Genomic DNA, 23,272 nt, shown 5'->3' with positions numbered 1-23,272 from the left:
GAAACACAGTGTAGGGCGAGCCACCTCAAACACCGAGGCGGACATACGGTCTTACGGTGAACGCCCGCAGCAGATCGACAAAAGCGACGGAATGGGTGAGAGCCGATGACGCCAAGATGACCTCGCACAAAAGACCTTGCCAACAACGGCAAGGCTACGAGGCAACGCTTGGGCTTTTCTCGGCCTGAACGGGAGGTTGCTTCGCCCCGTCACCGATGGTTTAGAATGCAGAGCAGGCCTCGGCAAGGTCTAAGCGGAAACACAGGCACTCTTCCAGATTCGGCCGTCGGGAGGCGCGACTCCGAGAGCCGCTCCTTTTCGAAGGGCTTCCTGAACGAGTCGCAAAGGTTCAGGGTGTGTTCACCACAGTGGTGGGGCAGGGTCGGCGCAATGTGTCCGGCTTTGAACCTAAGCTGTTCGATTCACGGATGGCACGAGAGTGTTTCGGCGGCAGGGTGACTGAGCAATCCTATCGGAAGTCCAGCGCCAGACTTGTCTGCGCTGCGAGCCACTGCCGATCAAGCTTACGACCTGGAGGCGTCAGCGAGCCCAGCAGCGGGCGATCAGGTTCGACAACGGCTTGCTGCACCGCCAGCCTCCCACGATAGCCGCGCCGCTCGAGATCAGTTGCGATCGCCAGTACGTCACCTTCGTTCAGCAGCGCGTCGTGGACGGTAGTACGCACTTCGAACGTAACGCGATCCTGTCGGCACAGCAGATCGAGCGTGCGGGCGAAGCGGGGGAAGGCGACAGTGCCGGTGACAGCACGGAACCGTTCCGGTGGTGCCTTGTAGTCGAGTGCGACATGATCGATCAGCATGCGATCCAGCATCTGCGCGACTACATCGGGGCGCAACCCGTTAGTATCAAGCTTGACCGCAAATCCCATCGCTTTCACTTGGGCCGCAAAGTCGCCCAGACCGGGCCAGGTGGTCGCCTCGCCGCCCGACAGCACCACCCCCTCCAGAAGCCCCTGCCGTCTCCGGAGGAACGCCAGTGCATCGCCCTCACTCAGCTCTCCCTTGCCCAGCACAATTTCCGGGTTGTGGCAGTAACCGCAGCGCATGTTGCATCCCGCTACCCACAGTATGCAGGCGCTGCGATCGGGAAAATCGAGCAAGGTGAAGGGCGTGATCGCATGGAACGGGTGCGTCATCCGGGATCGCTTGCGCTCCGGCCCGTCGCGTTCAGCCAGCGTGACCAAACAGGTCCTCCATCATCGCCGCATCCTCGGTAAAGTGACGGCGCTGGCGATGTTCGCCGACCTTGCCCTTGTTGAAGCTGTCGACCGGTCGGAAATAGCCCATCACCCGCGTCCAGACCTTCGTGTGCTTGCCGCATTGAGGGCATTCGGGCTGCTCGCCCGCTAGATAGCCGTGGGTGTCGCAAACCGAAAACACCGGGGTCAGCGTGACATATGGCAGGCGATAGCGGGTCAATACGGTCCGCAGGAACCCGCGCGCCGCATTGGCGCTCGACAGCTTCTCGCTCATGTAGAGGTGCAGAACCGTGCCGCCGGTGTATTTGCATTGCAGATCGTTCTGCAATTCCAGCGCTTCGAACGGATCCTCGGTATGATCGACCGGAATTTGCGAGCTGTTGGTGTAGTAGATATTCTCGCCGCCTCCCGCTTGCAGTATGTCGGGAAAGCGTTTGCGGTCTTCCTTGGCAAACCGGTAGGTGGTGCCTTCTGCCGGTGTGGCTTCGAGGTTGTAGAGGTTGCCGGTCTGCTGCTGATAACCGACGAGGCGCCCGCGCATATGATCGAGAATTGCGAGCGCCATTTCGATGCCGTTAGGCACGGTGAGATCGGCGTCATCGCCGGTGAAGTTGCGCACCATCTCGTTCATGCCATTGACCCCGATGGTCGAGAAATGGTTGCGCAAGAACGGCAGGTAGCGCGCGGTATAGGGATAGAGCCCACGATCATACAGGCCCTGAACGAAAGCGCGCTTCTTCTCCAGGGTGGAACTGGCGATGTCCATCAGCCGGTCGAGTTCGGCCATCAGCCCACCAATGTTGCCTTTGAAGCGATAGCCAAGCGCCGCCATGTTAATGGTCACCACACCCAGCGATCCGGTCATCTCGGCAGAACCGAACAGTCCGTTGCCGCGCTTGAGCAATTCGCGCAGGTCAAGCTGCAAGCGGCAGCACATCGAACGCACCGCGCCCGGCGCATAGGCTTCGGGATTGGGACGCCGCTCGCCGGTGACCGGATCACGCAGATACTGGCTGCCGATGAAGTTCTGGAAGTATGACGATCCGACCTTGGCGGCATTGTCGAAGATCGCGCTGGCCACACGGCTGTCCCAGTCGAAATCCTCGGTGATGTTGACAGTGGGGATCGGGAAGGTGAAGGGCTGGCCGGTGGCATCGCCTTCGGTCATGATCTCGTAATAGGCGATCACAATCTGCTCCATCTCGGGGGCGAAATGAGCAAAGGTTAGGTCTTCCAGACTGCGCAGCCCGAGATCGCGCTGGCGGGCGCGGTCGAGCAGGGCAGTGTCGTCCAGCCCCGAAAACAGGTGACGATCGTGCGCGGTCGGGTAGAGATCGCGCAGGTCTTCGGGCACGGTGATGTCGAGCGTGATGTTGGTGAACGGCGACTGTCCCCAGCGCGCCGGCACGTTGAGGTTGTAGACGAACTGGCGGATCGCTTTCTTGATCTCGGCAAAACTCAGATTATCGCGGAAAACATAGGGCGCCAGATAGGTGTCGAAGCTGGAGAAAGCCTGCGCGCCGGCCCATTCGGATTGCAGGATGCCGAGGAAATTGGCCATCTGCCCCAGCGCCTCGCGGAAATGGCGCGGCGGGCGCGAGGACACCCGGCCTGCCACCCCGTTGAACCCGTCATTGAGCAGCGCTCTCAGCGACCAGCCAGCGCAATAGCCGGTGAGGCTGTCCAGATCGTGGATATGGATGTCACCCTGACGGTGGGCGAGGCCTTCTTCGGGTGCATAAACCTGATCTAGCCAGTAGTTGGCGATGACCTTGCCCGCGACATTACTGACGAGGCCAGCGTGCGAATAGCCGACATTGGCGTTGGCCTTGATCCGCCAGTCTGCGCCAGAGATATATTCATCGATTGTGGCACCGCAATCGATGCTGCGGCCGGAGGAAGGCGCGGTTCGCAGAGCGGCGATGTGATCAGCAACGGCAGTGGACGGCATGGCAAGTTACTCCCGAACATTTTGTGGCATGATTGGTAGATGGACCACATCATCTAGTGGTGAACCCTTCTAGAGCGGCGTCAGGGATATGGATTGACATTCATCAATCGGGTTACCCGTGACGCGATTTTTCCTACGACGCGGCGACCTTTGCACAACATACAAGGCCGCCCCCTGACCCAAGGGCCAGGAGGCGGAAAGGTCACTCCTTCGGGAGGGACGGGAGTGAACGGAGCTTTGCGTGTCAGGCAGCGACCGGGTGGCCGCCTTCCATCGCGTGGAGGATGCGCGGGTCGTCGGTCAGCGGAATGCCGACCTCTTCGTACCGCGCACGCACCCGCGGCGTGATCAAGCCGACGCGGGCCAGCGCGGGCAGCATCAGGTGTTCGAGCGAATGGATCTGCCCCGGCGGCAATTGCCGCGTGATGCCGAGCTGCTCGGCCTCCTTCAAGCCGGCGAAGAAATCATCCGCGTCAATCTCGCAGTTCTCTAGCACCAGCATGAAGCCGGGATCGACCCGGCTGGCGATGGTGCCCGCGGTCCCGGCAAAGGCGAGGATCTTCACCGCCTCGAAGGCGAAATCGGCAAGGTCTTCCACCTCGTCTTCGGCCAGTGCGCCGATCACCGGAGCGAGATAGGCATGGCCGAACGACACATGACGGGATTCGTCGCGCATCACGTTGAAGGTCAGCTGCTTGAGCAACTCGCACTGGGTCGAACGGTACATGTTGTTGAAGGCGCCCAGCGCGAGGCCCTCGACGATCATGTTCATGCCGATCATGATCTTCTCGTAACGATCGGCCTTCAGTGTCGCGTCGATCAGCTGCTTGAGCCAGCCCGACATAGGATAGACCATCGCCACCTTGTCGCAGTAACGGGCGAACACCTCGACATGGCGGGCCTCGTCCATCGTCTGGGTCGCGGCATAGAGCTTAGCGGTGGCATCAGGAACCGAGTGCGTGACGCAGGCCGCTGTCATCAGCGCGCCCTGTTCGCCGTGCAGGAATTGCGACAGCATCTGCGCGGTCGAATGGGCGGTGAAGCGTTCCTGCTGCGACTTCGACAGCTTCCGGAAGAACGGCATCCGGTGATAGATGTCCTGCTCGTCATTGATTAGCGGCTTCGACGGATCGACCGCCATGTCCCACGGCAGGCGCTCGTCGCTGTTCCACTGGTCCTGCTTGGCGCGGCGGTAGAGATCCTCGATCTTGTCGCCCGACATCAGGTAATCGAAGGTCCAGGCGATTTCGAGCGGGCTGCGATAGATGTCGTCGGGCGCCTTGCCCTTGAGCCAGTGTGGCAGGGTGTCTGCCGGTTCGCGTTCCTTGACCAGTTCCATCGCTCTCTCCCTTTATGGTGTCCGGGTGTTCAATATTGGCGCGCGGGCAATTGGACGATGATGCCGTCGAGCGCGGGGGTGACCGGGATCTGGCACGACAAGCGGCTGCGGCTGTCGACGTCATAGGCAAAATCGAGTGTGGCGCGTTCCAGCTCGTGCATGGCGGGCAGGCGCGCAGCGTCCTCTGCCGCGATGTAGCAATGGCAGGTGCCGCAGGCGCAAAAGCCGCCGCAATCACCCTCGATCCCCGGAACCTTGTGCATGGTGGCGGCCTCCATCAGGCTGATGCCGTCGGGGCTGGCGACTGTGTGCGGCGTTCCATTGTGTTCGACATAGGTAATCATCGGCATTGGTGATGAAACTCCGCTTGCTGCTGACACTCGTGTAAGCAAGCCGAGGCCGCTCGGTCATTGATATATGTCAAGGCAACCTTCGCGCTCAGCGGGCATGGGGCGACCATCGAAATCTCTGCGCGAGGCTGCCATGGCCAATCCCGGCTCGTATAACCTGTTCCTGCGTGCCACTTTCGGGATCGAGCCGGGGAGCGAGCTTGCCCGCAAGCTGGGCGAACTGGCCACGCAGGTGCAGATCACCCGCGGGCAGACAGTCGAAACCGATCCCGATGCCGCCACGCTGGTTTTTCTGACCGAAGGCGCGACCAAGCTGAGCGCGCTGGCATCACGCGGGCGGCACCAGATCGTCGCGTTCCACTTTGGCGGCGATATCTTCTCGGTCCCGCCAGTAGGGCTGCATCGTCATGTGGTCACCGGACTGTGCGACAGTGCGCTGACGCTGTTTCCGGCAGCGGCCTTCTATACCCGCGCGGCGGCCAGCCCGCGGGTGATGCGGACGCTGCTCGAACGCACCCAGACCGCTCTGTTCCGCTGCCGAGACAAGGCCGTAAACCTCGGTCGCAAGACCGCGCGTGAACGGCTCGCGGGCTTTCTGCTGGGCATGGCAGAGCGGCTCGAATGCCCCGATGGCGAGCCCGGCTGCATCGATCTGCCGATGACGCGCCGCGATATCGGGGAGAGCATCGGCCTGACCATCGAAACCGTCAGCCGCCAGTTGACCGATTTGAAAGAGGACGGGATCATCGACACCCGCGGGCGATCCTGCATCATCCTCCATGATCTGGCGCGGCTGGCCGAGCAGGCGGGAAATGTCGAACCGCGCCAAGCTGTCACGGCTATACAGCCTGCCGAACCAGCATTTGCGCCTTCCTGAGCGCGCCTAGATCAGCCCGTGCGCCCCGGCCATCGCGCCGAGCGTCGTGATCAGCGCAGCGACTGAAAGCACCCGGTGCACCCACACCATCCGCTGCCAATCGGCCGCCGGATCGGGCGAATGGGCCATGCGATGGTGCAGCACCAGCGGCTCGGCCACGAACAGCATCAGCGCAAACACCAGCCACAGCGCAACCATCGCGTGCATCCACCACAGCGCCGGATCGGCAAAGCGCCACCACAGGTCCGCCTCCCACGTCATCCACAGCCCAGAGGCCCCTGCCAGCAGCACCCAGAATTGGGCTTGCGGGGCAAAGCCCTGCTCGATCCGGTGGAAGGCGGCGAGGCGCGCTGCGGGCGCTTCGCTGTGGGCGATGGCGGGCATCACCACGAATGTGACAAACCACACCCCGCCGATCCAGCCAACCACCGAAGCGACATGCGCCACGCGGGCGAGAGTGAACCAGTCGATGTCCATACCTGATGATCTAGCGGCCCTGTGCCGCGCCATCCTTGATGCAGATCAATTACGCTGGCGGACGCAGGGGTATTTCACGCAGCATGAATCAAGCATCGCTCCCCCTGCTCGCCCTCATCGTCACTCTGGCGCTGCCGGTTGCCGCGCAAGCCGAAACCGCGCCGCCGCCTGAAGCCGATGCCGTCACCCTCGATCCCTATGGCGATCTGCGATACCGGATCGAAGTGGTCGATCAGGACGGGTTGCCGGAAGATGCCGCCGCTTCGACACTGCGAATCCGGGCCGGGTTCAGGCTGGGCGACTGGCACGGCTTCAGCCTGCAGGTCGAAGGCGAGGGGATCGTTTGGTTGGGGCCGGAAGATTTCAATGACACGGTCAACGGCAAGGCCGCATTCCCGGTGGTGGCGGACCCGGAATCGGTGCAGCTCAATCAGGCATTTGTCCGGTGGAAGCCCCATGCCGCCGTCGAGCTCGCTGCGGGGCGGCGGGCGGTCAATCTCGATAACCAGCGCTGGATCGGCTCGGTCGATTGGCGCCAGAACGACCAGACGCTGGATCTGGCGCAAGTGACACTGCGCCCGGCCAAGGGCGTGGCGATCGACTATTTCAACGCCTGGCGGGTCGACCGGATCTTCGGCGAGGATTCGCCGCAAGGGGTGTTCCGCGATACCGATATCAATGCAGCGCGGATCGCCTATTCGGGCAGCCCGATCGGCACGGTGTCGGCCTATGGCTTCTGGCTCGACATTCCGTCGCACCCCGGCAGTTCGTCTCGCACCATGGGGGTGCGGCTGATCGGCGATCAACCCTTGGCCAAGGGCGCAAAGCTGCTCTACGCCGCCGAATATGCACGGCAATCCGATCATGCGGCCAATCCCGCCAATTTCGCGCTCGATTACCTGCTGATCGAGCCGGGCGTGGCATTCGGCGGTTGGGCGGTGAAGGCGGGGCTGGAGCGGCTGGAGGGCAATGGCGCGGCGGCCTTGCAGACCCCGCTGGCGACGCTCCACGCCTTCAACGGCTGGGCCGACAAGTTCCTCGTCACCCCGCCGGATGGCCTGCGCGATCTGTATGGCGAGGTCGGCTACAAGTTTGCAGGCGGCGCTTTGAAGGGCCTAACCCTGCGTGCGATCGTGCATGATTTTGCCGCGACGCGGCGCGATGCGGCTTACGGGCAGGAGCTTGATCTGCTGGCGGTCTACCCGATCCGCACCAATCTCGTTCTGCTCGGCAAGTTTGCGCACTACGCGGCAGACGGCTTTGGTGCCGATACCACCAAGGGCTGGCTGTCGCTGCAATTCAGCTTCTGAGGGCTTGCAGCCGGTGCCATTCCTCGCGAGTGAGTTCCCAGTAGCGTGAGCGGCGCAGGCTGCCATCCGGGCGGATGCTGTCGCGCTCACCAATGAAGCGGAAGCCGGCCGCCTCGATCACGCGGGCCGAGCGATGATTGTCGAGCGCGGCGGTCAGGCCGATCAGCTGCACGCCGAGGTGATCGAACATCCACCCGAAACTGCGCGCCGCGCCAGCCTTGCCGGTGCCGCGGCTCTGGGCAGCGGCGCGATAGGCTCCGCCGATCTCGGCGGCGGAATGCTCGGGCCAGATGGTGAAATAGGAATAGCTGGCGATGCCGCCGCCGTCACCGGGGAGCACGGCCAGCACCGCCTCGCCGCCGTGCTGGCGGTCGCGTGCCTCGCGGACCCATCTGGCAATATTTTCGGGCGTGAAGGGGCGCGGCAGATCATAGATCGGATCGGACACGCGCGGATCGGACAGCAGGTCGATCAGCGCGGGCACATCGCACTCGTCGGCGATGCGGTAGCCGGGGCCGAGCAACGACACATCCGCCATGCGCACCGCTGTGCGGATACGAGCCGCCTCCTTGGCGCTGACAGCAAGCCGGGTTTCGGGCGGCGCGCTCATTCCGGGCGCGGCTCAGCGGTCAGCCGGCACCGGATCGGGCCGGGCAAAGGCGGCCAGCGCGGCGCGATCTTCGATCCGCACCCGCGCGCCGTTCACGCTGACCCCTTGTTCCTTCAGCGTGCCAAAGGCGCGGCTGAGGTTTTCGGGCGTCATCCCCAGCAGCGAGGCGAGCACGCGCTTTTCGCCACTCAGTTCGAAGTCCCAGGCGTTGCCGCGCTGGGCGCTGAATTCGAGCAGATGGTTGGCGAGCCGCTCGGCTGACTGGCGCAGCTTCATGTCGGTGAGCGCGCGCACCATGTCGCGGTAGCCCAGCGCCAGTTCATGCATCGTCGCCTGCATCAGCGCGGTATCCTTGCGGATGACCTCGCGCATCAAAGCTGCCGGCACCAGCAACACCCGCGAAGAGGTCAGCGTGCGCGCCGACATCAGATAGGGCAGATCGGTCATCACCGCGGCGAGGATGAAGCTGGTCACCGGCTCGACGATTTTCATCGTGGTGTCGCGTCCGGTGCCAGAAACATAAAGTTCCACCAGACCATCCACCAGCACGTGCAGGAAATCGGCCTGCTGTCCGCGTTCAAACAGGGTCAGCTGCGGCGGGAAGACCTGCAGGAACGATCCCGACAGCACGCGCTCGCGCATGGCGTCATCCATGTCGCGGAATAGCGGAAGGCGGGCAATCTCTGGCTTCTCGCCGATTCTCATAAGGCTCATGACCGTCTGGTTAAGCGGCTAGGCTAGTGAATGAATTGATACACATCAATCACTGACTTGACATTGATCGGCGCTGCTCACGGCATCGATCAGGCCGAAACGATTTTGCCCGTAGTCCCAGCGCGCTTTTGATCTTGGTCAAACAGTCAGCGCATGAGACCCTGCACCAGCAACCCGGACTTTGGGATCGGAACGGGAGTTGCACATGGGACCGGGCGTTACAGCAACGCAGAGTGAACAAGGCCTCGCGCTGGGGCTGAGCACCTTTGCCTTCACCATCTGTTTTGCGGTGTGGACGATCTTCGCGATCATCGGGATCGAGATCAAGGCGGAACTCGGCCTCAACGACACCCAGTTCGGGCTGCTGATCGGCACCCCGATCCTCACAGGATCGCTGGTGCGGCTGATGCTCGGCATCTGGACCGACCAGTTTGGCGGGCGGATCGTCTTTCCGCTGACCATGCTGGCTTCGGCAGCATCGACTTTCCTGCTGTCCTATAGCGACAACTACTACCTGATGCTGCTGGCCGCGCTCGGTCTCGGGCTGGCGGGCGGCGGATTTGCGGTGGGCGTGGCCTATGTCTCCAAGTTCTATCCGCTCGAGAAGCAGGGCTCTGCGCTGGGCTTTTTCGGAATGGGCAATGTCGGCGCGGCGGTGACCAAGTTTCTTGCCCCATGGGTAATGGTGGCGATCGGCTGGCAGGGTGTGGCGCAGGTTTGGGCCGGCGTGCTCGCAGTGGTCGCCGTTTTGTTCTATCTCCTTGCCAAGGACGATCCCGAATATGCCGCGCGCAAGGCCGGCGGGATTGCGCCACGCAGCCTGAAAGACCAGTTCGAACCGCTGCGCAACGAGCAGGTGTGGCGTTTCTCGCTGTATTATTTTTTCGTATTCGGGGCCTTCGTCGCTCTGGCGCTGTGGCTGCCGCAATACATGGTCGGGCTTTACGGCGTCGATGTGAAAGTGGCAGGCATGCTGGCTGCCACCTTCTCGCTCTCGGCCAGCCTGTTCCGCGCCTATGGCGGGATGCTGTCGGACAAGTATGGCGCGCGCCGTATCATGTATGCGACCTTTGGCGTGTCGCTCGTCTGCCTGTTCATGCTGTCCTACCCGGCGACTGATTACGTGATCCATGGGATTGAAGGCGACATCGCGTTTTCGACCTCGATGGGTTTGGTGCCCTTCGTGATCACGGTGTTCGTGCTCGGCTTCTTCATGTCGCTGGGCAAGGCGGCGGTATTCAAGCACATTCCGGTCTATTACCCCAACCATGTCGGTGCGGTCGGCGGGCTGGTGGGCCTGGTCGGTGGGCTTGGCGGATTCGTGCTGCCGATCGTGTTCGGCGCGGTGAGCGACCTTACCGGCATCTGGACCAGCTGCTTCATGGTGCTGTTCGCGCTGGTTGGCGTGGCGCTGGCATGGATGCACATTGCCATCCGCCAGATGGAGCAGAAGGCGAGCGGGATCGACGCGCGCAGCCTGCCGCAATTCCCGGAAATGGCGGGCCTGCACGACGAAACCCGCCACGCTGCCGCCCAGCCGAGCAAGGTGCTGGCCGAGTGGAAGCCCGAAGACCCCGCCTTCTGGCAGGCGCAGGGCGAACGCATCGCCCGGCGCAATCTGTATATCTCGATCCCCGCGCTGCTGCTCGCCTTTGCGGTGTGGATGGTGTGGTCGGTGGTGGTTGCGAAGCTTCCGCAGGTCGGGTTCGACTATACCACCGATCAGCTGTTCTGGCTGGCGGCCTTGCCGGGCCTTTCGGGGGCCACCTTCCGCATTTTCTACAGCTTCATGGTGCCGATCTTTGGCGGGCGGCTGTGGACCACTCTCTCCACCGCATCCCTGCTGATCCCTGCTTTCGGCATCGGCTATGCCGTTCAGAACCCGGATACGCCCTACATCATTTTCCTGGTGCTGGCGCTGCTGTGTGGGTTTGGCGGGGGCAATTTCGCCTCGTCGATGTCGAACATCAGCTTCTTCTTCCCCAAGGCGCGCAAGGGCAACGCGATGGCGCTGAATGCTGGCCTCGGCAACCTCGGGGTGTCGGTGATGCAGTTCGCCGTGCCACTGATCATCACTGCAGGTGTGTTCGGCGCGCTCGGCGGGGCTGCACAGCAGACGGCGGATGGCGGCCAGCTGTGGCTGCAGAACGCCGGGTTCGTGTGGGTGCCCTTCATCATCGCCAGCAGCCTGCTGGCATGGTTCGGGATGAACGACATCGCCGATGCCAAAGCCAGCTTCGCCGAGCAGGCGGTGATCTTCCAGCGCAAGCATAACTGGCTGATGTGCTGGCTTTATACCGGCACCTTCGGCAGCTTCATCGGCTTTTCGGCTGGCCTGCCGCTGCTCGCCAAACAGCAGTTTCCGCAAGTCGACGTGCTGCAATTCGTGTTCCTCGGCCCGCTCGTCGGCGCGCTGAGCCGGGCGGCGACCGGCTGGGTGTCGGACAAGTGGGGCGGGGCGCGGGTCACCTTCTGGGTTTTCGTGCTGATGATGCTGGGCGTGTTCGGGGTCATGTATTTTATCCAGGCCGCTAGCTGGTGGGGCTTCCTGGGCATGTTCATCTTCATGTTCTTCATGACGGGAGTGGGCAATGCTTCGACCTTCCAGATGATCCCCAACATCATGCGGCAGGAAGTTCCGCGCCTGATGCCGGAACTCGCGCCTGATGCCGCGCTGCGGCAGGCGGAGAAGGAATCGGCGGCGATCGTCGGCTTCACCTCGGCGATTGCGGCCTACGGCGCCTTCTTCATCCCCAAGAGCTTCGGCAGCGCGATTGCCGCAACCGGATCGCCGATGGCGGCCTTGTGGGGCTTCCTGATCTTCTACGCCAGTTGCGCCGCGCTGACGTGGTTCGTCTACACCCGCCGCGGCGGCCTGCTGCACGATATCGAACGCGGGCGCACGCCTGCTCCCGCCGTCCAACCTGCACCCCTGAAAGGAGCCGCTGCATGAGCCAGCTTCTCGACCGCCTGACCTTCTTCCGCCAGCCCAAGCAGGCCTTCGCCGGCGGGCACGGCGTCACCACCAACCAGAACCGCGACTGGGAGGACAGCTATCGCAAGCGCTGGCAGCACGACAAGATCGTGCGCAGCACACACGGGGTGAACTGCACCGGTTCGTGCAGCTGGAAGATCTACGTCAAGGGCGGGATCATCACCTGGGAAACCCAGCAGACTGATTATCCCCGCACCCGGCCCGATCTGCCCAACCACGAGCCGCGCGGATGCCCGCGCGGGGCGAGCTACAGCTGGTACATCTATTCGGCCCAGCGCCTGAAATATCCGATGGTGCGTTCGCGCCTGCTCAAGCTGTGGCGTGAAGCGCGCGTGCTGCGCACGCCGGTCGCTGCCTGGGCCTCGATCGTCGAGGATCAGGCCAAGCGCAAGAGCTATACCGCGATCCGCGGCCACGGCGGCATGGTGCGTTCGACGTGGGACGAGGTGAACGAGATCATCGCGGCTGCCAATGCCTACACCGCCAAGACTTACGGCCCTGACCGGATCATTGGCTTTTCGCCCATCCCGGCGATGTCGATGGTGAGCTATGCGGCCGGATCGCGCTATCTCTCGCTGCTTGGCGGCACCTGCATGAGTTTCTACGACTGGTATTGCGACCTGCCGCCCTCCAGCCCGCAGACCTGGGGCGAACAGACCGACGTTCCCGAAAGCGCCGACTGGTACAATGCCGGGTTCCTGATGATGTGGGGCTCGAACGTCCCGCAAACCCGCACCCCCGATGCGCACTTCATGACCGAGGCCCGCTATCGCGGCACCAAGGTCGCGGTCGTCAGCCCCGATTACGCCGAGGCGACCAAGTTTGCCGATCTGTGGCTCAACCCCAAGCAGGGAACCGATGCGGCGCTGGCGATGGCGATGGGCCATGTGATCCTGCGCGAATATCACCTCGACCGGCAGGCCGAATATTTCGAGGACTATTGCCGCAAATATTCCGACATGCCGATGCTGGTGAAGCTGGTTGAAAAGGACGGTGCATGGGTGCCTGAAAACCTGCTGCGCGCCGCCGATTTCCTTGATGGGCTGGCCGAAGCCAACAATCCCGACTGGAAAACCGTCGCCATTGACGAGGCGACCGACGAGGTGGTGGTGCCGTCGGGCTCGGCGGGGTTCCGTTGGGGCGAGGAAGGCAAGTGGAACCTTCAGGAAAAGGACGGTCGCGGCAATGCCACCCGGCTGCGGCTGACCAATATCCTTGATGGCCAGCATGACGAGGTGATCGAGGTCGCGTTCCCCTATTTCGGCAATCTTGAGCACGATCACTTCCAGGGCACCGATCACCCCAGCGTGCTCAAGCGCCGCGTCCCGGTGCGGCAGGTGCAATTGAAGGACGGCAAGGCCTTCGTCGCCACCGTGTTCGATCTGTTCTGCGCCAATTACGGCCTCGACCGTGGCCTCGGCGGCGAGCATGTCGCCCGCGATTACGCCGCGATGGAGCCTTACACCCCGGCATGGGCGGAAAAGATCACCGGGGTGCCGGCTGATCACATCATCACCGTGGCCCGCGAATTCGCCTCCAATGCCGAGGTGACCAAGGGCAAGTCGATGGTGATCCTGGGCGCGGGGCTCAACCACTGGTATCACATGGACATGAACTACCGCGGCATCATCAACCTCTTGGTGATGTGCGGCTGTGTGGGCCAATCGGGCGGCGGCTGGTCGCACTATGTCGGGCAGGAAAAGCTGCGCCCGCAGACCGGGTGGACCGCGCTCGCCTTCGCGCTCGACTGGAACCGCCCGCCGCGGCACATGAATTCAACGAGCTTCTTCTACGCCCACACCGATCAGTGGCGGTACGAGACGCTGGCGGTGGAGGAAATCCTCTCCCCCACCGCGCCTGATGGTGACTGGGACGCAAGCCTGATCGATTACAACGCGCGGGCCGAACGCATGGGCTGGCTGCCGAGCGCGCCGCAGTTGAAGAGCAACCCGCTCGAAGTGGGCAAGGCGATCAAGGCCAGCGGCAAGACCGCGGGCGAATATGTCGCCGAAGGCTTCAAGGCAGGCACGCTGGAAATGTCGTGCTTTGATCCCGATGATCCGGCCAACTGGCCGCGCAACATGTTTGTGTGGCGGTCAAACCTGCTCGGCTCGTCGGGCAAGGGCCACGAATATTTCCTCAAGCACCTGCTCGGCACCGCCCACGGCGTGCAGGGTAAGGACCTGGGCGAAACCGGCGCGGTCAAGCCCAAGGAAGTGAAGTGGCACGATGATGCGCCCAAAGGTAAGCTCGATCTGCTGGTGACGCTCGATTTCCGGATGTCGACCACCTGCGTCTATTCCGACATCGTCCTGCCGACGGCGAGCTGGTACGAGAAGGACGATCTCAACACCTCGGACATGCACCCCTTCATCCACCCGCTCTCGGCGGCAGTGGACCCGGTGTGGGAATCGCGCAGCGACTGGGACATCTACAAGGGGATCGCCAAGAGGTTCTCCGAAGTCGCGCCCGAAGTGCTCGGCGTCGAGCATGACGTGGTGCTCACCCCGATCCAGCACGACAGCCCGAACGAGATCGCACAGCCCTATGACGTGGCCGATTGGGGGCTGGGTCAGGCCGAGCCGATCCCCGGCAAGACCATGGCCAACGTCGCGCTGGTCGAGCGGGATTATCCCAATCTCTACAACCGCTTCACCGCGCTTGGCCCGCTGATGGAAAAGCTCGGAAATGGCGGCAAGGGGATCGGCTGGAACACCGATCACGAGGTCGAGGCGCTGCGCAAGCTCAACGGCCCGGTGCTGAAGGATGGCCCGACCAAGGGCCTGGCGCAGATCGAAACCGCGATCGATGCCGCTGAGATGATCCTGATGCTCGCGCCTGAAACCAATGGCGAGGTCGCGGTCAAGGCCTGGGCCAATCTGGGCAGGAAGACCGGGCTCGATCACACCCATCTGGCGCTGCCCAAGGAAGAGGAGAAAATTCGCTTCCGCGACATTCAGGCCCAGCCGAGGAAGATCATCTCCTCGCCCACCTGGTCGGGGCTGGAAAGCGAGCACGTGTGTTATAACGCGGGTTACACCAACGTCCACGAGTTGATCCCGTGGCGCACGCTGACCGGGCGTCAGCAGCTCTATCAGGATCACAAGTGGATGCGCGCCTTTGGCGAAGGCTTCTGCGTCTATCGCCCGCCCATCGATACCAAGGCGGTCAAACCGATGCTGGACGAAGCCAAGGACGCGCCGCACGTGATCCTCAACTTCATCACCCCCCACCAGAAATGGGGCATCCATTCGACCTATACCGACAATCTGCTGATGCTGACACTGTCACGCGGCGGGCCGATCGTGTGGATGAGCGAAGTGGACGCCGCCAAGGCGGGCCTGGTCGATAATGACTGGGTGGAAACCTTCAATTCCAACGGCGCGCTGGTGGCCCGCGTGGTCGTGTCGCAGCGGATGAAGGAAGGCACGCTGTTCATGTATCACGCGCAGGAAAAGATCACGAATATGCCCGGATCGCCGCTGACCGGGCAGCGCGGGGGCATCCACAACTCCGTCACCCGCGCGGTGCTGAAACCCACGCACATGATCGGCGGCTATGTCCAGCTCGCCTACGGGTTCAACTACTACGGCACCGTCGGGTCCAACCGCGACGAATATGTGATCGTCCGCAAGCTTACAAAGGTCGACTGGCTCGAAGGGGCCCTCGCTGAAGGGGAGACCGCAGCATGAAAATCCGCGCACAGATCGGCAAGGTCCTGAACCTTGACAAGTGCATCGGCTGCCACACCTGCTCGGTGACGTGCAAGAACGTGTGGACCAGCCGCGAAGGCATGGAATATGCCTGGTTCAACAATGTCGAGACCAAGCCCGGCATCGGCTATCCCAAGGACTGGGAGAACCAGAAACGCTGGAACGGCGGCTGGGTGCGGACCGCCGGTGGCTCGATCCGGCCCAAGATGGGCGGCAAGTGGCGGATGCTGGCGAAGATTTTCGCCAATCCCGACCTGCCCGAGATCGACGATTACTACGAACCCTTCACCTTCGATTACGCTCACCTGCAAAAAGCGGGCGAAAGCAAGGCCTTCCCCACCGCCCGTCCGCGCAGCCTGATTTCGGGCCAGCGGATGGAGAAGATCGAGTGGGGGCCGAACTGGGAGGAAATCCTCGGCGGGGAATTCGCCAAGCGGTCGGAGGATTACAACTTCGAAGGGGTGCAGAAGGAAATCTACGGCCAGTTCGAAAACACCTTCATGATGTATTTGCCCAGGCTGTGCGAACATTGCCTTAACCCGACCTGCGTCGCCGCCTGCCCGTCCGGCGCGATCTACAAGCGGGAAGAGGACGGGATCGTCCTGATCGATCAGGAGGCCTGCCGCGGCTGGCGCATGTGCGTGTCGGGCTGCCCTTACAAGAAGATTTATTACAACTGGAAAACCGGCAAATCGGAAAAGTGCATCTTCTGCTATCCGCGCATCGAAGCGGGCCAGCCGACGGTGTGCAGCGAAACCTGCGTCGGGCGCATCCGCTATCTCGGCGTGATGCTCTATGATGCCGACCGCATCGAGGAAGCCGCATCCACCGAAAATGTCGAGGATCTGTATCAGGCGCAGCTCGACATCTTCCTTGATCCCAATGATCCGGCGGTGATCGAACAGGCGCGAAAGGACGGCGTGCCCGAAGCCTGGCTCGAGGCTGCGCGTCATTCGCCAGTGTGGAAGATGGCGATGGAATGGAAGGTCGCCTTCCCGCTCCACCCCGAATACCGCACCCTGCCGATGGTGTGGTATGTGCCGCCGCTCTCGCCGATCAATGCCGCGGCCAGCGCCGGGCAGATCAGCGTCAACAACAACATGCCCGATGTGCGCTCGCTTCGCATCCCGCTGAAGTATCTCGCCAATCTGCTCACTGCGGGCGACGAGGAGCCGGTCGCCCTGTGCCTTGAACGGATGCTGGCGATGCGCGGCTATATGCGGTCGAAATCGATCGAGGGCGTGCACAACGAAGGCATCGCCGAAGCGGTCGGCCTCACCGGCGCGCAGATCGAGGAGATGTACAAGGTGATGGCGCTGGCCGATTACGAAGACCGTTTCGTGATCCCCACCGGCCACCGCGAGGATGCCGAGGACATGTTCGAGGAACGCGGCTCCTGCGGCTTCAGCTTCGGCAATGGCTGCTCGGGCGGGTCGAACGAGACCAACCTGTTCGGCGCCCCGCCGGCCCGCAAGAAACTCCAGACCCCTTCGGAGGTGTTCTGATGAAAGCGCTCCATCTGATCTCGCTGCTGCTGCAATATCCCTCGCGCGAATTGCAGGCGGTGGCAGGCGAAATCCGCCAGCGGCTGACGGGTGATCCGGCCCTGCCGCAAACCGCCGTCGCTGCGTGCGAAGCGCTGCTGACCCGGCTCGCGACCGCCGATATCTATGACTTCCAGGAAGCCTATGTGGATCTGTTCGACCGCGGGCGGGCGCATAGTCTGCACCTGTTCGAACACGTCCACGGCGAAAGCCGCGACCGGGGGCAGGCGATGGTCGATCTGCGCGCCCGTTACCTCGATGCCGGGCTGGAGCCGGAGGGCAACGAACTGCCCGACTACCTGCCGCTGTTCCTCGACTATTGTTCGACCCTTCCCGAGGCACTGGCCCGCGATACGCTGGCCGAACCCGGCGTGGTGCTGATCGCGCTAACGGCGCGGCTGACGGACAAGGGTTCGGATTATGCCCCGGTGTTCGCGCTGCTGTGCGAGATTGCCGGGCTGGAAATGGACGAAGCGGCGGCGAACGCGCTGCCGCCCGCCGAAGACCCCGAAACCCTCGAGGAACTCGACGCCCAATGGGAGGAGGAGGAAATCCGCTTCACCGCAGATGCCGCGCCCGATCCCACCGCCGCCTGCCCGCAAGTGAGTGCCATCCTCGACCGGATGCGCGCGCCCCTGCCGGACGCCGAACCCGCCACGTCAGCCAGGAGGAGCTGAGCCATGAACACCTATATCGACCATCTGGTTTTCGGCATCTATCCCTACATTGCCCTCTCCGTGCTGGTGATCGGCTCGATCATCCGTTTCGACCGCGAACCTTACAGCTGGCGTTCGGGCTCCAGCCAGCTCTTACGCCGCAAGCAGCTGATGTGGGGATCGGTGCTTTTCCATGTCGGCGTCTTGTTCGTCCTGTTCGGCCATATCTTCGGCCTGCTGGTGCCGATCTGGGTGTTTGATTCTCTTGCAGTGAAGCACGAGTGGAAGCAGGCGCTGGCGGTCTATGGCGGCGGCACTGCCGGGCTGTTTTCCTTCATAGGAGCCAGCATGCTGTTGCACCGCCGTCTGTTCGACGCGCGGGTCCGTGCCCATTCGACGTTCGCCGACACCGGCATTCTGGCGCTGCTCTGGCTTCAGCTTGCGCTCGGGTTGGCGACAGTGCCGATTTCGCTCGGTCACATGGACGGCGAACAGATGGTGCGCTTCATGGCGTGGGCGAACGGCATCTTCACCTTCAACCCCACTGCATCGCTCTTTATGGAAGGGGCACACTGGATCTTCCGCCTTCACATCTTTCTGGGCCTGACGATCTTCATTCTGTTCCCCTTCACCCGGCTGGTGCACATGCTGAGCGCGCCGGTGCGCTATCTGTGGCGCGGCGGCTATCAGATCGTGCGTTCGCGCCGGAGCCTCAGCCATGGATGAGGTGATCGAACGGGCCGCAGTGCGGGTCGGCGGGGTGGAAATCCTCGCCACCGCCATCGCCGCCGAAGCGCAGAACCACCCCGCGCCTGATGCCGCCACGGCGTGGACCGAAGCCGCCGAGGCGCTCGCCATCCGGCAATTGCTGCTAGCCGAAGCCGATCGGCTCGGGATCGATCCTGGCGAACGCGAGGACGCGCAGGGCCGCGCGCTCGCCCCCGATGATGCGAAGATCGACGCGCTGCTGGAGAGCGAAGTGCGCGTGCCCGAGGCTACCGCAGCCGAGGCACGGCGCTTCTATGATCGCCACCGCGAACGCTTCGCCTCCGAAACGTTGGTCGAGGCGGAGCACATCCTGTTCTCGGCCAACCCGGCGGATGAATTCGCCTATAGCCTTGCGGTCGGCGATGCGCGCATGGCGATCCGGACGCTGCAAGCTGATCCGGCCTGTTTCGGCGAGCTGGCGCGAGCCAAATCGGCCTGCCCGTCTAAGGAACAGGGCGGCAATCTCGGCCAGATCGGCAAGGGGCAGACCGTCGCCGAATTCGAAGCCGCGCTGTTCGACCTTGGCGAAGGCGAGCTGTGCCCAGAGCCGGTGCGCACCCGCTTTGGCGTGCACGTGATCCGCGCCAGACGCCGGGCCGAGGGGCAGCAATTGCCGTTCGAAGCCGTGGAGGCGACCATCCGCGACTATCTGGAGGAAACCACAACCCGCAAGGCCGTGGCGCAATACCTGTCGATCCTCGCCAGCCAGACCACCATCGAAGGGGTTGACCTGCCGATTGCGGACGGGCCGTTGGTGCAGTGACCATCCCTCGCTCCCCCGATGTCCTGCCGCTGTCTGACGCGATCGGTCGCCGGTTCGAATACCTGCGCCTTTCGCTGACCGAGGTGTGCAACTTCCGCTGCACCTATTGCCTGCCCGATGGCTACAAGAAGCCGTGCCAGCGCCCCGTCGAACTGACGGTCGATGAAATCCGCCGCGCTGTCACCGGCTTCGCGCAGCTCGGCCTGTGGAAGGTGCGGCTGACCGGGGGCGAGCCGACGTTGCGGCGCGATTTCGAGAATGTCGCCCGCACCGTCGCCAGCATCCCCGGCATCCGCCGCGTGGCGATGACGACCAATGGCTATCGCCTCGCCGAGCGGGCGCAGGCGTGGCGCGATTGCGGGGTGAATGCGATCAATATCAGCGTCGATTCGCTCGATCCGGCGCGCTTTGCCGCGATCACCGGACATGACCGCCTGGGCGAAGTGCTGCGCGGGATCGAGGCAGCGCGGGATGCGGGGTTTGAGAGTATCAAGCTGAACGCCGTGCTGATGCGCGGGGTCAATGATGATGAACTCGCGGCGATGGTCCAATTCGTCACTACCCGCGATCTGTCGCTGCGCTTCATCGAAGTGATGCGCACCAATGACAACACCGCCTTCTTTGACCGGCACCATGTGGCAGGGCAAAGCGTGATCGATCGACTGGAGGCTGCGGGCTGGAAGCGACTGTCGCGCGCGGCAGGCGCCGGGCCGGCGGTGGAACTCGGCCATCCCCACGCCAAGGGACGCATTGGCATCATCGCGCCCTATTCACGGGATTTCTGCGCCAGCTGCAACCGGTTGCGCATGTCGTCGGATGGCAAGCTGCATCTGTGCCTGTTCGGCGATGGCGGGATCGATCTGCGCCCGCTCATCGCCGCTGATGACCCCGCGCCTCTCATCACCCGCATCCGCGCAGTTGTGGGCACCAAGGCCCCCGCGCATCGGCTGCATTCGGGCAACAGCGGCGCAACTCCGCATCTCGCGTCCATCGGAGGATGATCATGAAACAAGCGCAACTCGACATCGAACTGTGCGGGCGCCTCGCCGACGCCTGCGGGCCGGTGCTGGGGCTCGCCGTTCCGGACACCGGACTGCCGGTGACTGCGATGCTGGACGATCTGGCCAGCGCCTACCCGGCACTTGGCGAAGCGCTTCGTCGCATCCGCATCAGGGCCTGCATCAATGAAACCATCGTCGCCAATGATGCGATGGTGCGCCCCGGAGATCGGGTCGCGCTCTTTCCGCCGGTGTCGGGAGGATGACGATGCAGGTCGAATTGGCGCAGTCTCCCTTCGATCCGTCGCTGCGGCTGGCCGCGTTTTCCGCGGCGCTCGAGGATGAAGGCGCGGTTGTCAGCTTCACCGGGCGGGCCCGGGGGCGGGGCGCGGATGGTGCGGCGGTCTCTTCGCTGGTGCTGGAATGCTATCGCGGCGTCACCCTCCAATCGATGAAAGCGATCGCGGCCGACGCGCATGGCCGGTTCGCGATCACCGCCAGTATCGTCATCCACCGCGCGGGTCTGATCGCGCCGGGCGAACCCATCGTTTTCGTCGCCACTGCTTCACGCCACCGCAGGGCGGCCTTCGAGGCGGCGGACTACCTCATGGACCGGCTCAAGACCGAGGCGGTGTTCTGGAAGCGCGAGGAGCATGATGGCACCTCGACTTGGATCGAGCCGACCGCGCTGGATCGGGAAGACGCGCTGCGTTGGCGCGAGAAGGTGAATGAAAATGCCGGGAATTGACGAAAGCCTGACGTTCCATCCGCTGGGCATGGCGGTGCTGACCATTTCCGACACCCGCAGCCTTGAAACCGACACCTCGGGCACGCTGCTGTGCGAGCGGTTGCAAGAGGCCGGGCACCACCTGCACGACCGCGCCATCGTGCGTGACGAGATCGCCGAGATCCGCGCGCAATTGCAGGCGTGGCTGGCACGGCCCGAGATCGAGATCATCCTCACCACCGGCGGCACCGGCTTTTCCCCGCGTGACAACACGCCCGAAGCGGTCAAACCGCTGATGCGGCGCGAGATGGACGGGTTTTCCATCGCCTTTCACCAGAAAAGCCTCACCAGCGTCGGGGTTGCCTCGATGCAGTCGCGGGCCTTTGCCGGGCAGGCGGGCGATGCCTTCATCTTCTGCGTGCCGGGATCGACCGGCGCATGCCGCGATGCCTGGGACGGGCTGCTGGAGCTGGAATTCGACAGTCGCCACAAGCCGTGTTCGATCGCGGGCGCGCTGCCACGTCTGAGGGATGTGTGTGCGTGATCAGTTTCGACGAGGCTCTGGCGCTGCTTGAAGCCTCGGTTGCGGCCTTGGGGGCCGAGGAAGTGCCGCTGGCCGGAGCAGCCGGGCGGGTGTTGGCAGAACCGCTCACCGCCCGCAGCGATGGCCCGCGTGTCGCCGTCGCCGCGATGGATGGCTATGCGGTGCTGCACGCTGCGACCCGCCCCGGAGAACCGCTGAGGGTGATCGGCGAGGCGAGGGCGGGTGCCGCCTTTCCCGGCACGCTTGGCGCAGGCGAGGCGGTGCGGATCTTCACCGGCGCGCGCCTGCCCGCCGGCGCGGATCGCTGCATCATGCAGGAATATGCCACCCGCAAGGGCAAGAATGTGCGGTTTGCCGAAGGTTACGGCCCCGGCTGGCACGTGCGCGCGGCGGCCAGCGATTTCGCCGCCGGAGCAGTGCTGCTGGAGGCCGGAACGCGGCTCACTGCCCGGGCAATGATTGCAGCGGCGGCGGCGGACCGAGCGCGCATAGCCGTGGCGCGGCGGCCACGGGCGGCGATCATTGCCACCGGCGATGAACTTGCGGCTCCTGGCGAAGCGCATGTGAGCGCCGATACGATCCCCGAAAGCGTCACCTTCGGCGTGGCGGCGATGGCCGAACAGGCCGGGGCGCAGATTGTGCGGCAGGCCATCGGCGCGGATAGTCTGCCCGAACTGGAGCAGCTCGCCGGGGCGGTGCTTGCGCAGGCCGAGCTGGTGATCGTCACCGGCGGCGCCTCGGTCGGCGAGCGCGATTTTGCCAAGACGATGTTTGCCAGCCACGGGCTCGACCTGGTGTTTTCCAAGGTCGCGATCAAGCCCGGTAAGCCGGTATGGCTGGGGCTGGCGCAGGGGAGATGGGTTTTAGGCCTGCCGGGCAATCCGACCTCGGCGATGGTGACGGCGCGGTTGTTTCTGCTGCCCTTGCTCGCCGCGCTGCAAGGCCAGCCCACTAGCGATGTGCTGCGCTGGCGGCACCTGCCGCTGGCCGAGCCGATAGCGGATAATGGCCCGCGTGAAACTTTTGTGCGCGCAGTGTGGGAGGAGGTCGGCCTTTCCCCGATCAGCAATCAGGATAGCGGAGCGCAGGCGGCCCTGGCTAGGGCTGACTGGCTGATCCGCCGCCCGCCCAACGCCCCCGCCGAAGTCGCCGGTGCACTGGTCAGCGCGCTGGCGTTCGAGCCGCGGTGCTGAGATGCGCCTCAGCCTCGGACAGCGCGGCAGGATCATTGATGTTGGCGAAGGGATCGCACGCGCCATCATCAGCCCATGCAACGTGCACCACGCCTTGCGCGGCAGCAAAGCGCCACAGCGAGGTGCCGCCTTGCGCTATGTAATCGGCCAACGCCATCTGATCCACGCGCCACAGCGCGGCGAGTGGTTGGAATTTACCCCGGCTGACCGGCATGGCGACCTTGTGCCCGTCCAGCGCTGCGCCGAGCCTGGTGGCAAGATCGTGCGGCAGGAAGGGCTGGTCGCAGCCGATCAGCAGCACCTCGGGTCGGTTCTGTGCGGCGGCAAAGTCAAAGGCGCTGGCGAGCGCGCTGATCGGGCCGCGTCCGGTAACGGCATCACACAGCAGCGGCAACCCGCCCGCATCGATTTGGCCCGCTTCGCGCACCGCCACCGCCATGCAGTCCGATTGAGCTGCGGCGTTCGCGATTGCATAAGCCAGCAGCGGCTGCCCGCCGAGCAGGCGCAGCTCAATCGGACTGCAT

At 63.7% G+C, this 23,272-nt stretch carries 21 protein-coding genes; 13 read left to right on the top strand and 8 right to left on the bottom strand.

Translation table 11 applies throughout. From position 1 onward, the window contains the following. Positions 1-469: 469 nt before the first annotated feature. From AX708_RS17090 to AX708_RS17075, 4 genes are all read right to left on the bottom strand, one after another. A complete protein-coding gene (locus tag AX708_RS17090) occupies positions 470-1,204 on the bottom strand; it encodes an anaerobic ribonucleoside-triphosphate reductase activating protein (RefSeq protein WP_066111038.1) in 735 nt (244 codons plus the stop codon). Beyond that, positions 1,188-3,170 (bottom strand): ribonucleoside triphosphate reductase, encoded by a 1,983-nt coding sequence (locus AX708_RS17085; RefSeq protein ID WP_066111033.1) that lies wholly within the window; start codon positions 3,168-3,170, stop codon positions 1,188-1,190. The genes AX708_RS17090 and AX708_RS17085 overlap by 17 nt, the downstream gene beginning before the upstream one ends. Before the next feature lie 244 nt (positions 3,171-3,414). Continuing rightward, positions 3,415-4,509, bottom strand: coding sequence for a ferritin-like domain-containing protein (locus AX708_RS17080; RefSeq protein WP_066111030.1), 1,095 nt, complete (start codon positions 4,507-4,509; stop codon positions 3,415-3,417). Positions 4,510-4,538: 29 nt separating this feature from the next. Beyond that, entirely contained in the window at positions 4,539-4,859 is a 321-nt protein-coding gene (locus AX708_RS17075) for a 2Fe-2S iron-sulfur cluster-binding protein (RefSeq protein ID WP_066111027.1), read from the bottom strand. A gap of 97 nt (positions 4,860-4,956) precedes the next feature. Here AX708_RS17075 and AX708_RS17070 point away from each other — a divergent pair, with 97 nt between their 5' ends. Further along, complete coding sequence (locus AX708_RS17070; RefSeq protein WP_197425953.1) at positions 4,957-5,736, top strand: helix-turn-helix domain-containing protein; 780 nt, start codon at positions 4,957-4,959, stop codon at positions 5,734-5,736. 6 nt (positions 5,737-5,742) lie between these two features. Here AX708_RS17070 and AX708_RS17065 read toward each other — a convergent pair whose 3' ends face one another. After that, entirely contained in the window at positions 5,743-6,207 is a 465-nt protein-coding gene (locus AX708_RS17065; protein ID WP_066111050.1) for a hypothetical protein, read from the bottom strand. A gap of 89 nt (positions 6,208-6,296) precedes the next feature. Between AX708_RS17065 and AX708_RS17060 the strand changes: the two genes are divergently transcribed. Continuing rightward, the gene (locus tag AX708_RS17060; protein WP_066111018.1) at positions 6,297-7,523 is read left to right on the top strand and encodes an alginate export family protein; all 1,227 of its coding nucleotides are present in this window, start codon (positions 6,297-6,299) and stop codon (positions 7,521-7,523) included. Here AX708_RS17060 and AX708_RS17055 read toward each other — a convergent pair. Continuing rightward, positions 7,513-8,133, bottom strand: coding sequence for a GNAT family N-acetyltransferase (locus AX708_RS17055; protein WP_066111017.1), 621 nt, complete (start codon positions 8,131-8,133; stop codon positions 7,513-7,515). The genes AX708_RS17060 and AX708_RS17055 overlap by 11 nt on opposite strands. Positions 8,134-8,145: 12 nt before the next feature. Then, a complete protein-coding gene (locus AX708_RS17050; RefSeq protein WP_082745474.1) occupies positions 8,146-8,847 on the bottom strand; it encodes a helix-turn-helix domain-containing protein in 702 nt (233 codons plus the stop codon). Positions 8,848-9,052: 205 nt separating this feature from the next. On the opposite strand from AX708_RS17050, the gene AX708_RS17045 reads away from it, so the two are divergent. Genes AX708_RS17045 through AX708_RS16995 form a run of 11 tightly spaced genes read left to right on the top strand, consistent with a single transcriptional unit; the run spans position 9,053 to position 22,748 of the window. Beyond that, positions 9,053-11,800: an MFS transporter gene (locus tag AX708_RS17045; RefSeq protein WP_066111016.1), complete on the top strand. Its 2,748-nt coding sequence runs from the start codon at positions 9,053-9,055 to the stop codon at positions 11,798-11,800. Continuing rightward, positions 11,797-15,534 (top strand): nitrate reductase subunit alpha, encoded by a 3,738-nt coding sequence (locus AX708_RS17040; protein WP_066111011.1) that lies wholly within the window; start codon positions 11,797-11,799, stop codon positions 15,532-15,534. The genes AX708_RS17045 and AX708_RS17040 overlap by 4 nt, the downstream gene beginning before the upstream one ends. Next, positions 15,531-17,060 carry a nitrate reductase subunit beta gene (narH, locus tag AX708_RS17035; protein ID WP_066111008.1) on the top strand — a complete coding sequence of 510 codons (1,530 nt, stop codon included), beginning with the start codon at positions 15,531-15,533 and terminating at the stop codon, positions 17,058-17,060. Before AX708_RS17040 ends, narH begins: the two co-directional genes overlap by 4 nt. Beyond that, positions 17,060-17,776 (top strand): nitrate reductase molybdenum cofactor assembly chaperone, encoded by a 717-nt coding sequence (narJ, locus tag AX708_RS17030; RefSeq protein WP_066111007.1) that lies wholly within the window; start codon positions 17,060-17,062, stop codon positions 17,774-17,776. Before narH ends, narJ begins: the two co-directional genes overlap by 1 nt. A 3-nt stretch (positions 17,777-17,779) precedes the next feature. Beyond that, entirely contained in the window at positions 17,780-18,481 is a 702-nt protein-coding gene (gene narI / locus AX708_RS17025) for a respiratory nitrate reductase subunit gamma (protein ID WP_066111005.1), read from the top strand. Further along, a complete protein-coding gene (locus AX708_RS17020) occupies positions 18,474-19,286 on the top strand; it encodes a peptidylprolyl isomerase (protein WP_066111002.1) in 813 nt (270 codons plus the stop codon). The genes narI and AX708_RS17020 overlap by 8 nt, the downstream gene beginning before the upstream one ends. Next, positions 19,283-20,287, top strand: a complete 1,005-nt coding sequence (gene moaA, locus AX708_RS17015; protein WP_231747034.1) for a GTP 3',8-cyclase MoaA — start codon at positions 19,283-19,285, stop codon at positions 20,285-20,287. The genes AX708_RS17020 and moaA overlap by 4 nt, the downstream gene beginning before the upstream one ends. A 2-nt stretch (positions 20,288-20,289) precedes the next feature. Continuing rightward, positions 20,290-20,550 carry a MoaD/ThiS family protein gene (locus tag AX708_RS17010; protein ID WP_197425952.1) on the top strand — a complete coding sequence of 87 codons (261 nt, stop codon included), beginning with the start codon at positions 20,290-20,292 and terminating at the stop codon, positions 20,548-20,550. 2 nt (positions 20,551-20,552) lie between these two features. Then, a complete protein-coding gene (locus AX708_RS17005) occupies positions 20,553-21,032 on the top strand; it encodes a molybdenum cofactor biosynthesis protein MoaE (protein ID WP_156441525.1) in 480 nt (159 codons plus the stop codon). Beyond that, a complete protein-coding gene (locus AX708_RS17000) occupies positions 21,019-21,555 on the top strand; it encodes a molybdenum cofactor synthesis domain-containing protein (protein WP_066110991.1) in 537 nt (178 codons plus the stop codon). The genes AX708_RS17005 and AX708_RS17000 overlap by 14 nt, the downstream gene beginning before the upstream one ends. After that, on the top strand, positions 21,552-22,748 hold the full coding sequence (locus tag AX708_RS16995) for a molybdopterin molybdotransferase MoeA (RefSeq protein WP_066110990.1): 1,197 nt from the start codon (positions 21,552-21,554) through the stop codon (positions 22,746-22,748). Before AX708_RS17000 ends, AX708_RS16995 begins: the two co-directional genes overlap by 4 nt. Here AX708_RS16995 and AX708_RS16990 read toward each other — a convergent pair. After that, positions 22,717-23,272: molybdenum cofactor guanylyltransferase (locus AX708_RS16990; protein ID WP_067490498.1), on the bottom strand; the 556-nt coding region annotated here is incomplete at its 5' end. The genes AX708_RS16995 and AX708_RS16990 overlap by 32 nt on opposite strands.

The sequence above is a fragment of the Erythrobacter sp. CCH5-A1 genome (assembly GCF_001557115.1).
Lineage (GTDB): Bacteria > Pseudomonadota > Alphaproteobacteria > Sphingomonadales > Sphingomonadaceae > Erythrobacter.
The sequence above is the reverse complement of the archived record's forward strand: the minus strand, read 5'-3'. Positions and strand labels throughout refer to the sequence as shown.

Excerpts from the sequence above, each read along its gene's own strand:
- AX708_RS17085 (WP_066111033.1), bottom strand. The coding sequence starts at position 3,170 with ATGCCGTCCACTGCCGTTGCTGATCACATCGCCGCTCTGCGAACCGCG.
- AX708_RS17080 (WP_066111030.1), bottom strand. The coding sequence starts at position 4,509 with ATGGAACTGGTCAAGGAACGCGAACCGGCAGACACCCTGCCACACTGG.
- AX708_RS17075 (WP_066111027.1), bottom strand. The coding sequence starts at position 4,859 with ATGCCGATGATTACCTATGTCGAACACAATGGAACGCCGCACACAGTC.
- AX708_RS17070 (WP_197425953.1), top strand. The coding sequence starts at position 4,957 with ATGGGGCGACCATCGAAATCTCTGCGCGAGGCTGCCATGGCCAATCCC.
- AX708_RS17060 (WP_066111018.1), top strand. The coding sequence starts at position 6,297 with ATGAATCAAGCATCGCTCCCCCTGCTCGCCCTCATCGTCACTCTGGCG.
- AX708_RS17055 (WP_066111017.1), bottom strand. The coding sequence starts at position 8,133 with ATGAGCGCGCCGCCCGAAACCCGGCTTGCTGTCAGCGCCAAGGAGGCG.
- AX708_RS17050 (WP_082745474.1), bottom strand. The coding sequence starts at position 8,847 with ATGAGCCTTATGAGAATCGGCGAGAAGCCAGAGATTGCCCGCCTTCCG.
- AX708_RS17045 (WP_066111016.1), top strand. The coding sequence starts at position 9,053 with ATGGGACCGGGCGTTACAGCAACGCAGAGTGAACAAGGCCTCGCGCTG.
- AX708_RS17040 (WP_066111011.1), top strand. The coding sequence starts at position 11,797 with ATGAGCCAGCTTCTCGACCGCCTGACCTTCTTCCGCCAGCCCAAGCAG.
- narH (WP_066111008.1), top strand. The coding sequence starts at position 15,531 with ATGAAAATCCGCGCACAGATCGGCAAGGTCCTGAACCTTGACAAGTGC.
- narJ (WP_066111007.1), top strand. The coding sequence starts at position 17,060 with ATGAAAGCGCTCCATCTGATCTCGCTGCTGCTGCAATATCCCTCGCGC.
- narI (WP_066111005.1), top strand. The coding sequence starts at position 17,780 with ATGAACACCTATATCGACCATCTGGTTTTCGGCATCTATCCCTACATT.
- AX708_RS17020 (WP_066111002.1), top strand. The coding sequence starts at position 18,474 with ATGGATGAGGTGATCGAACGGGCCGCAGTGCGGGTCGGCGGGGTGGAA.
- AX708_RS17010 (WP_197425952.1), top strand. The coding sequence starts at position 20,290 with ATGAAACAAGCGCAACTCGACATCGAACTGTGCGGGCGCCTCGCCGAC.
- AX708_RS17005 (WP_156441525.1), top strand. The coding sequence starts at position 20,553 with ATGCAGGTCGAATTGGCGCAGTCTCCCTTCGATCCGTCGCTGCGGCTG.
- AX708_RS17000 (WP_066110991.1), top strand. The coding sequence starts at position 21,019 with ATGCCGGGAATTGACGAAAGCCTGACGTTCCATCCGCTGGGCATGGCG.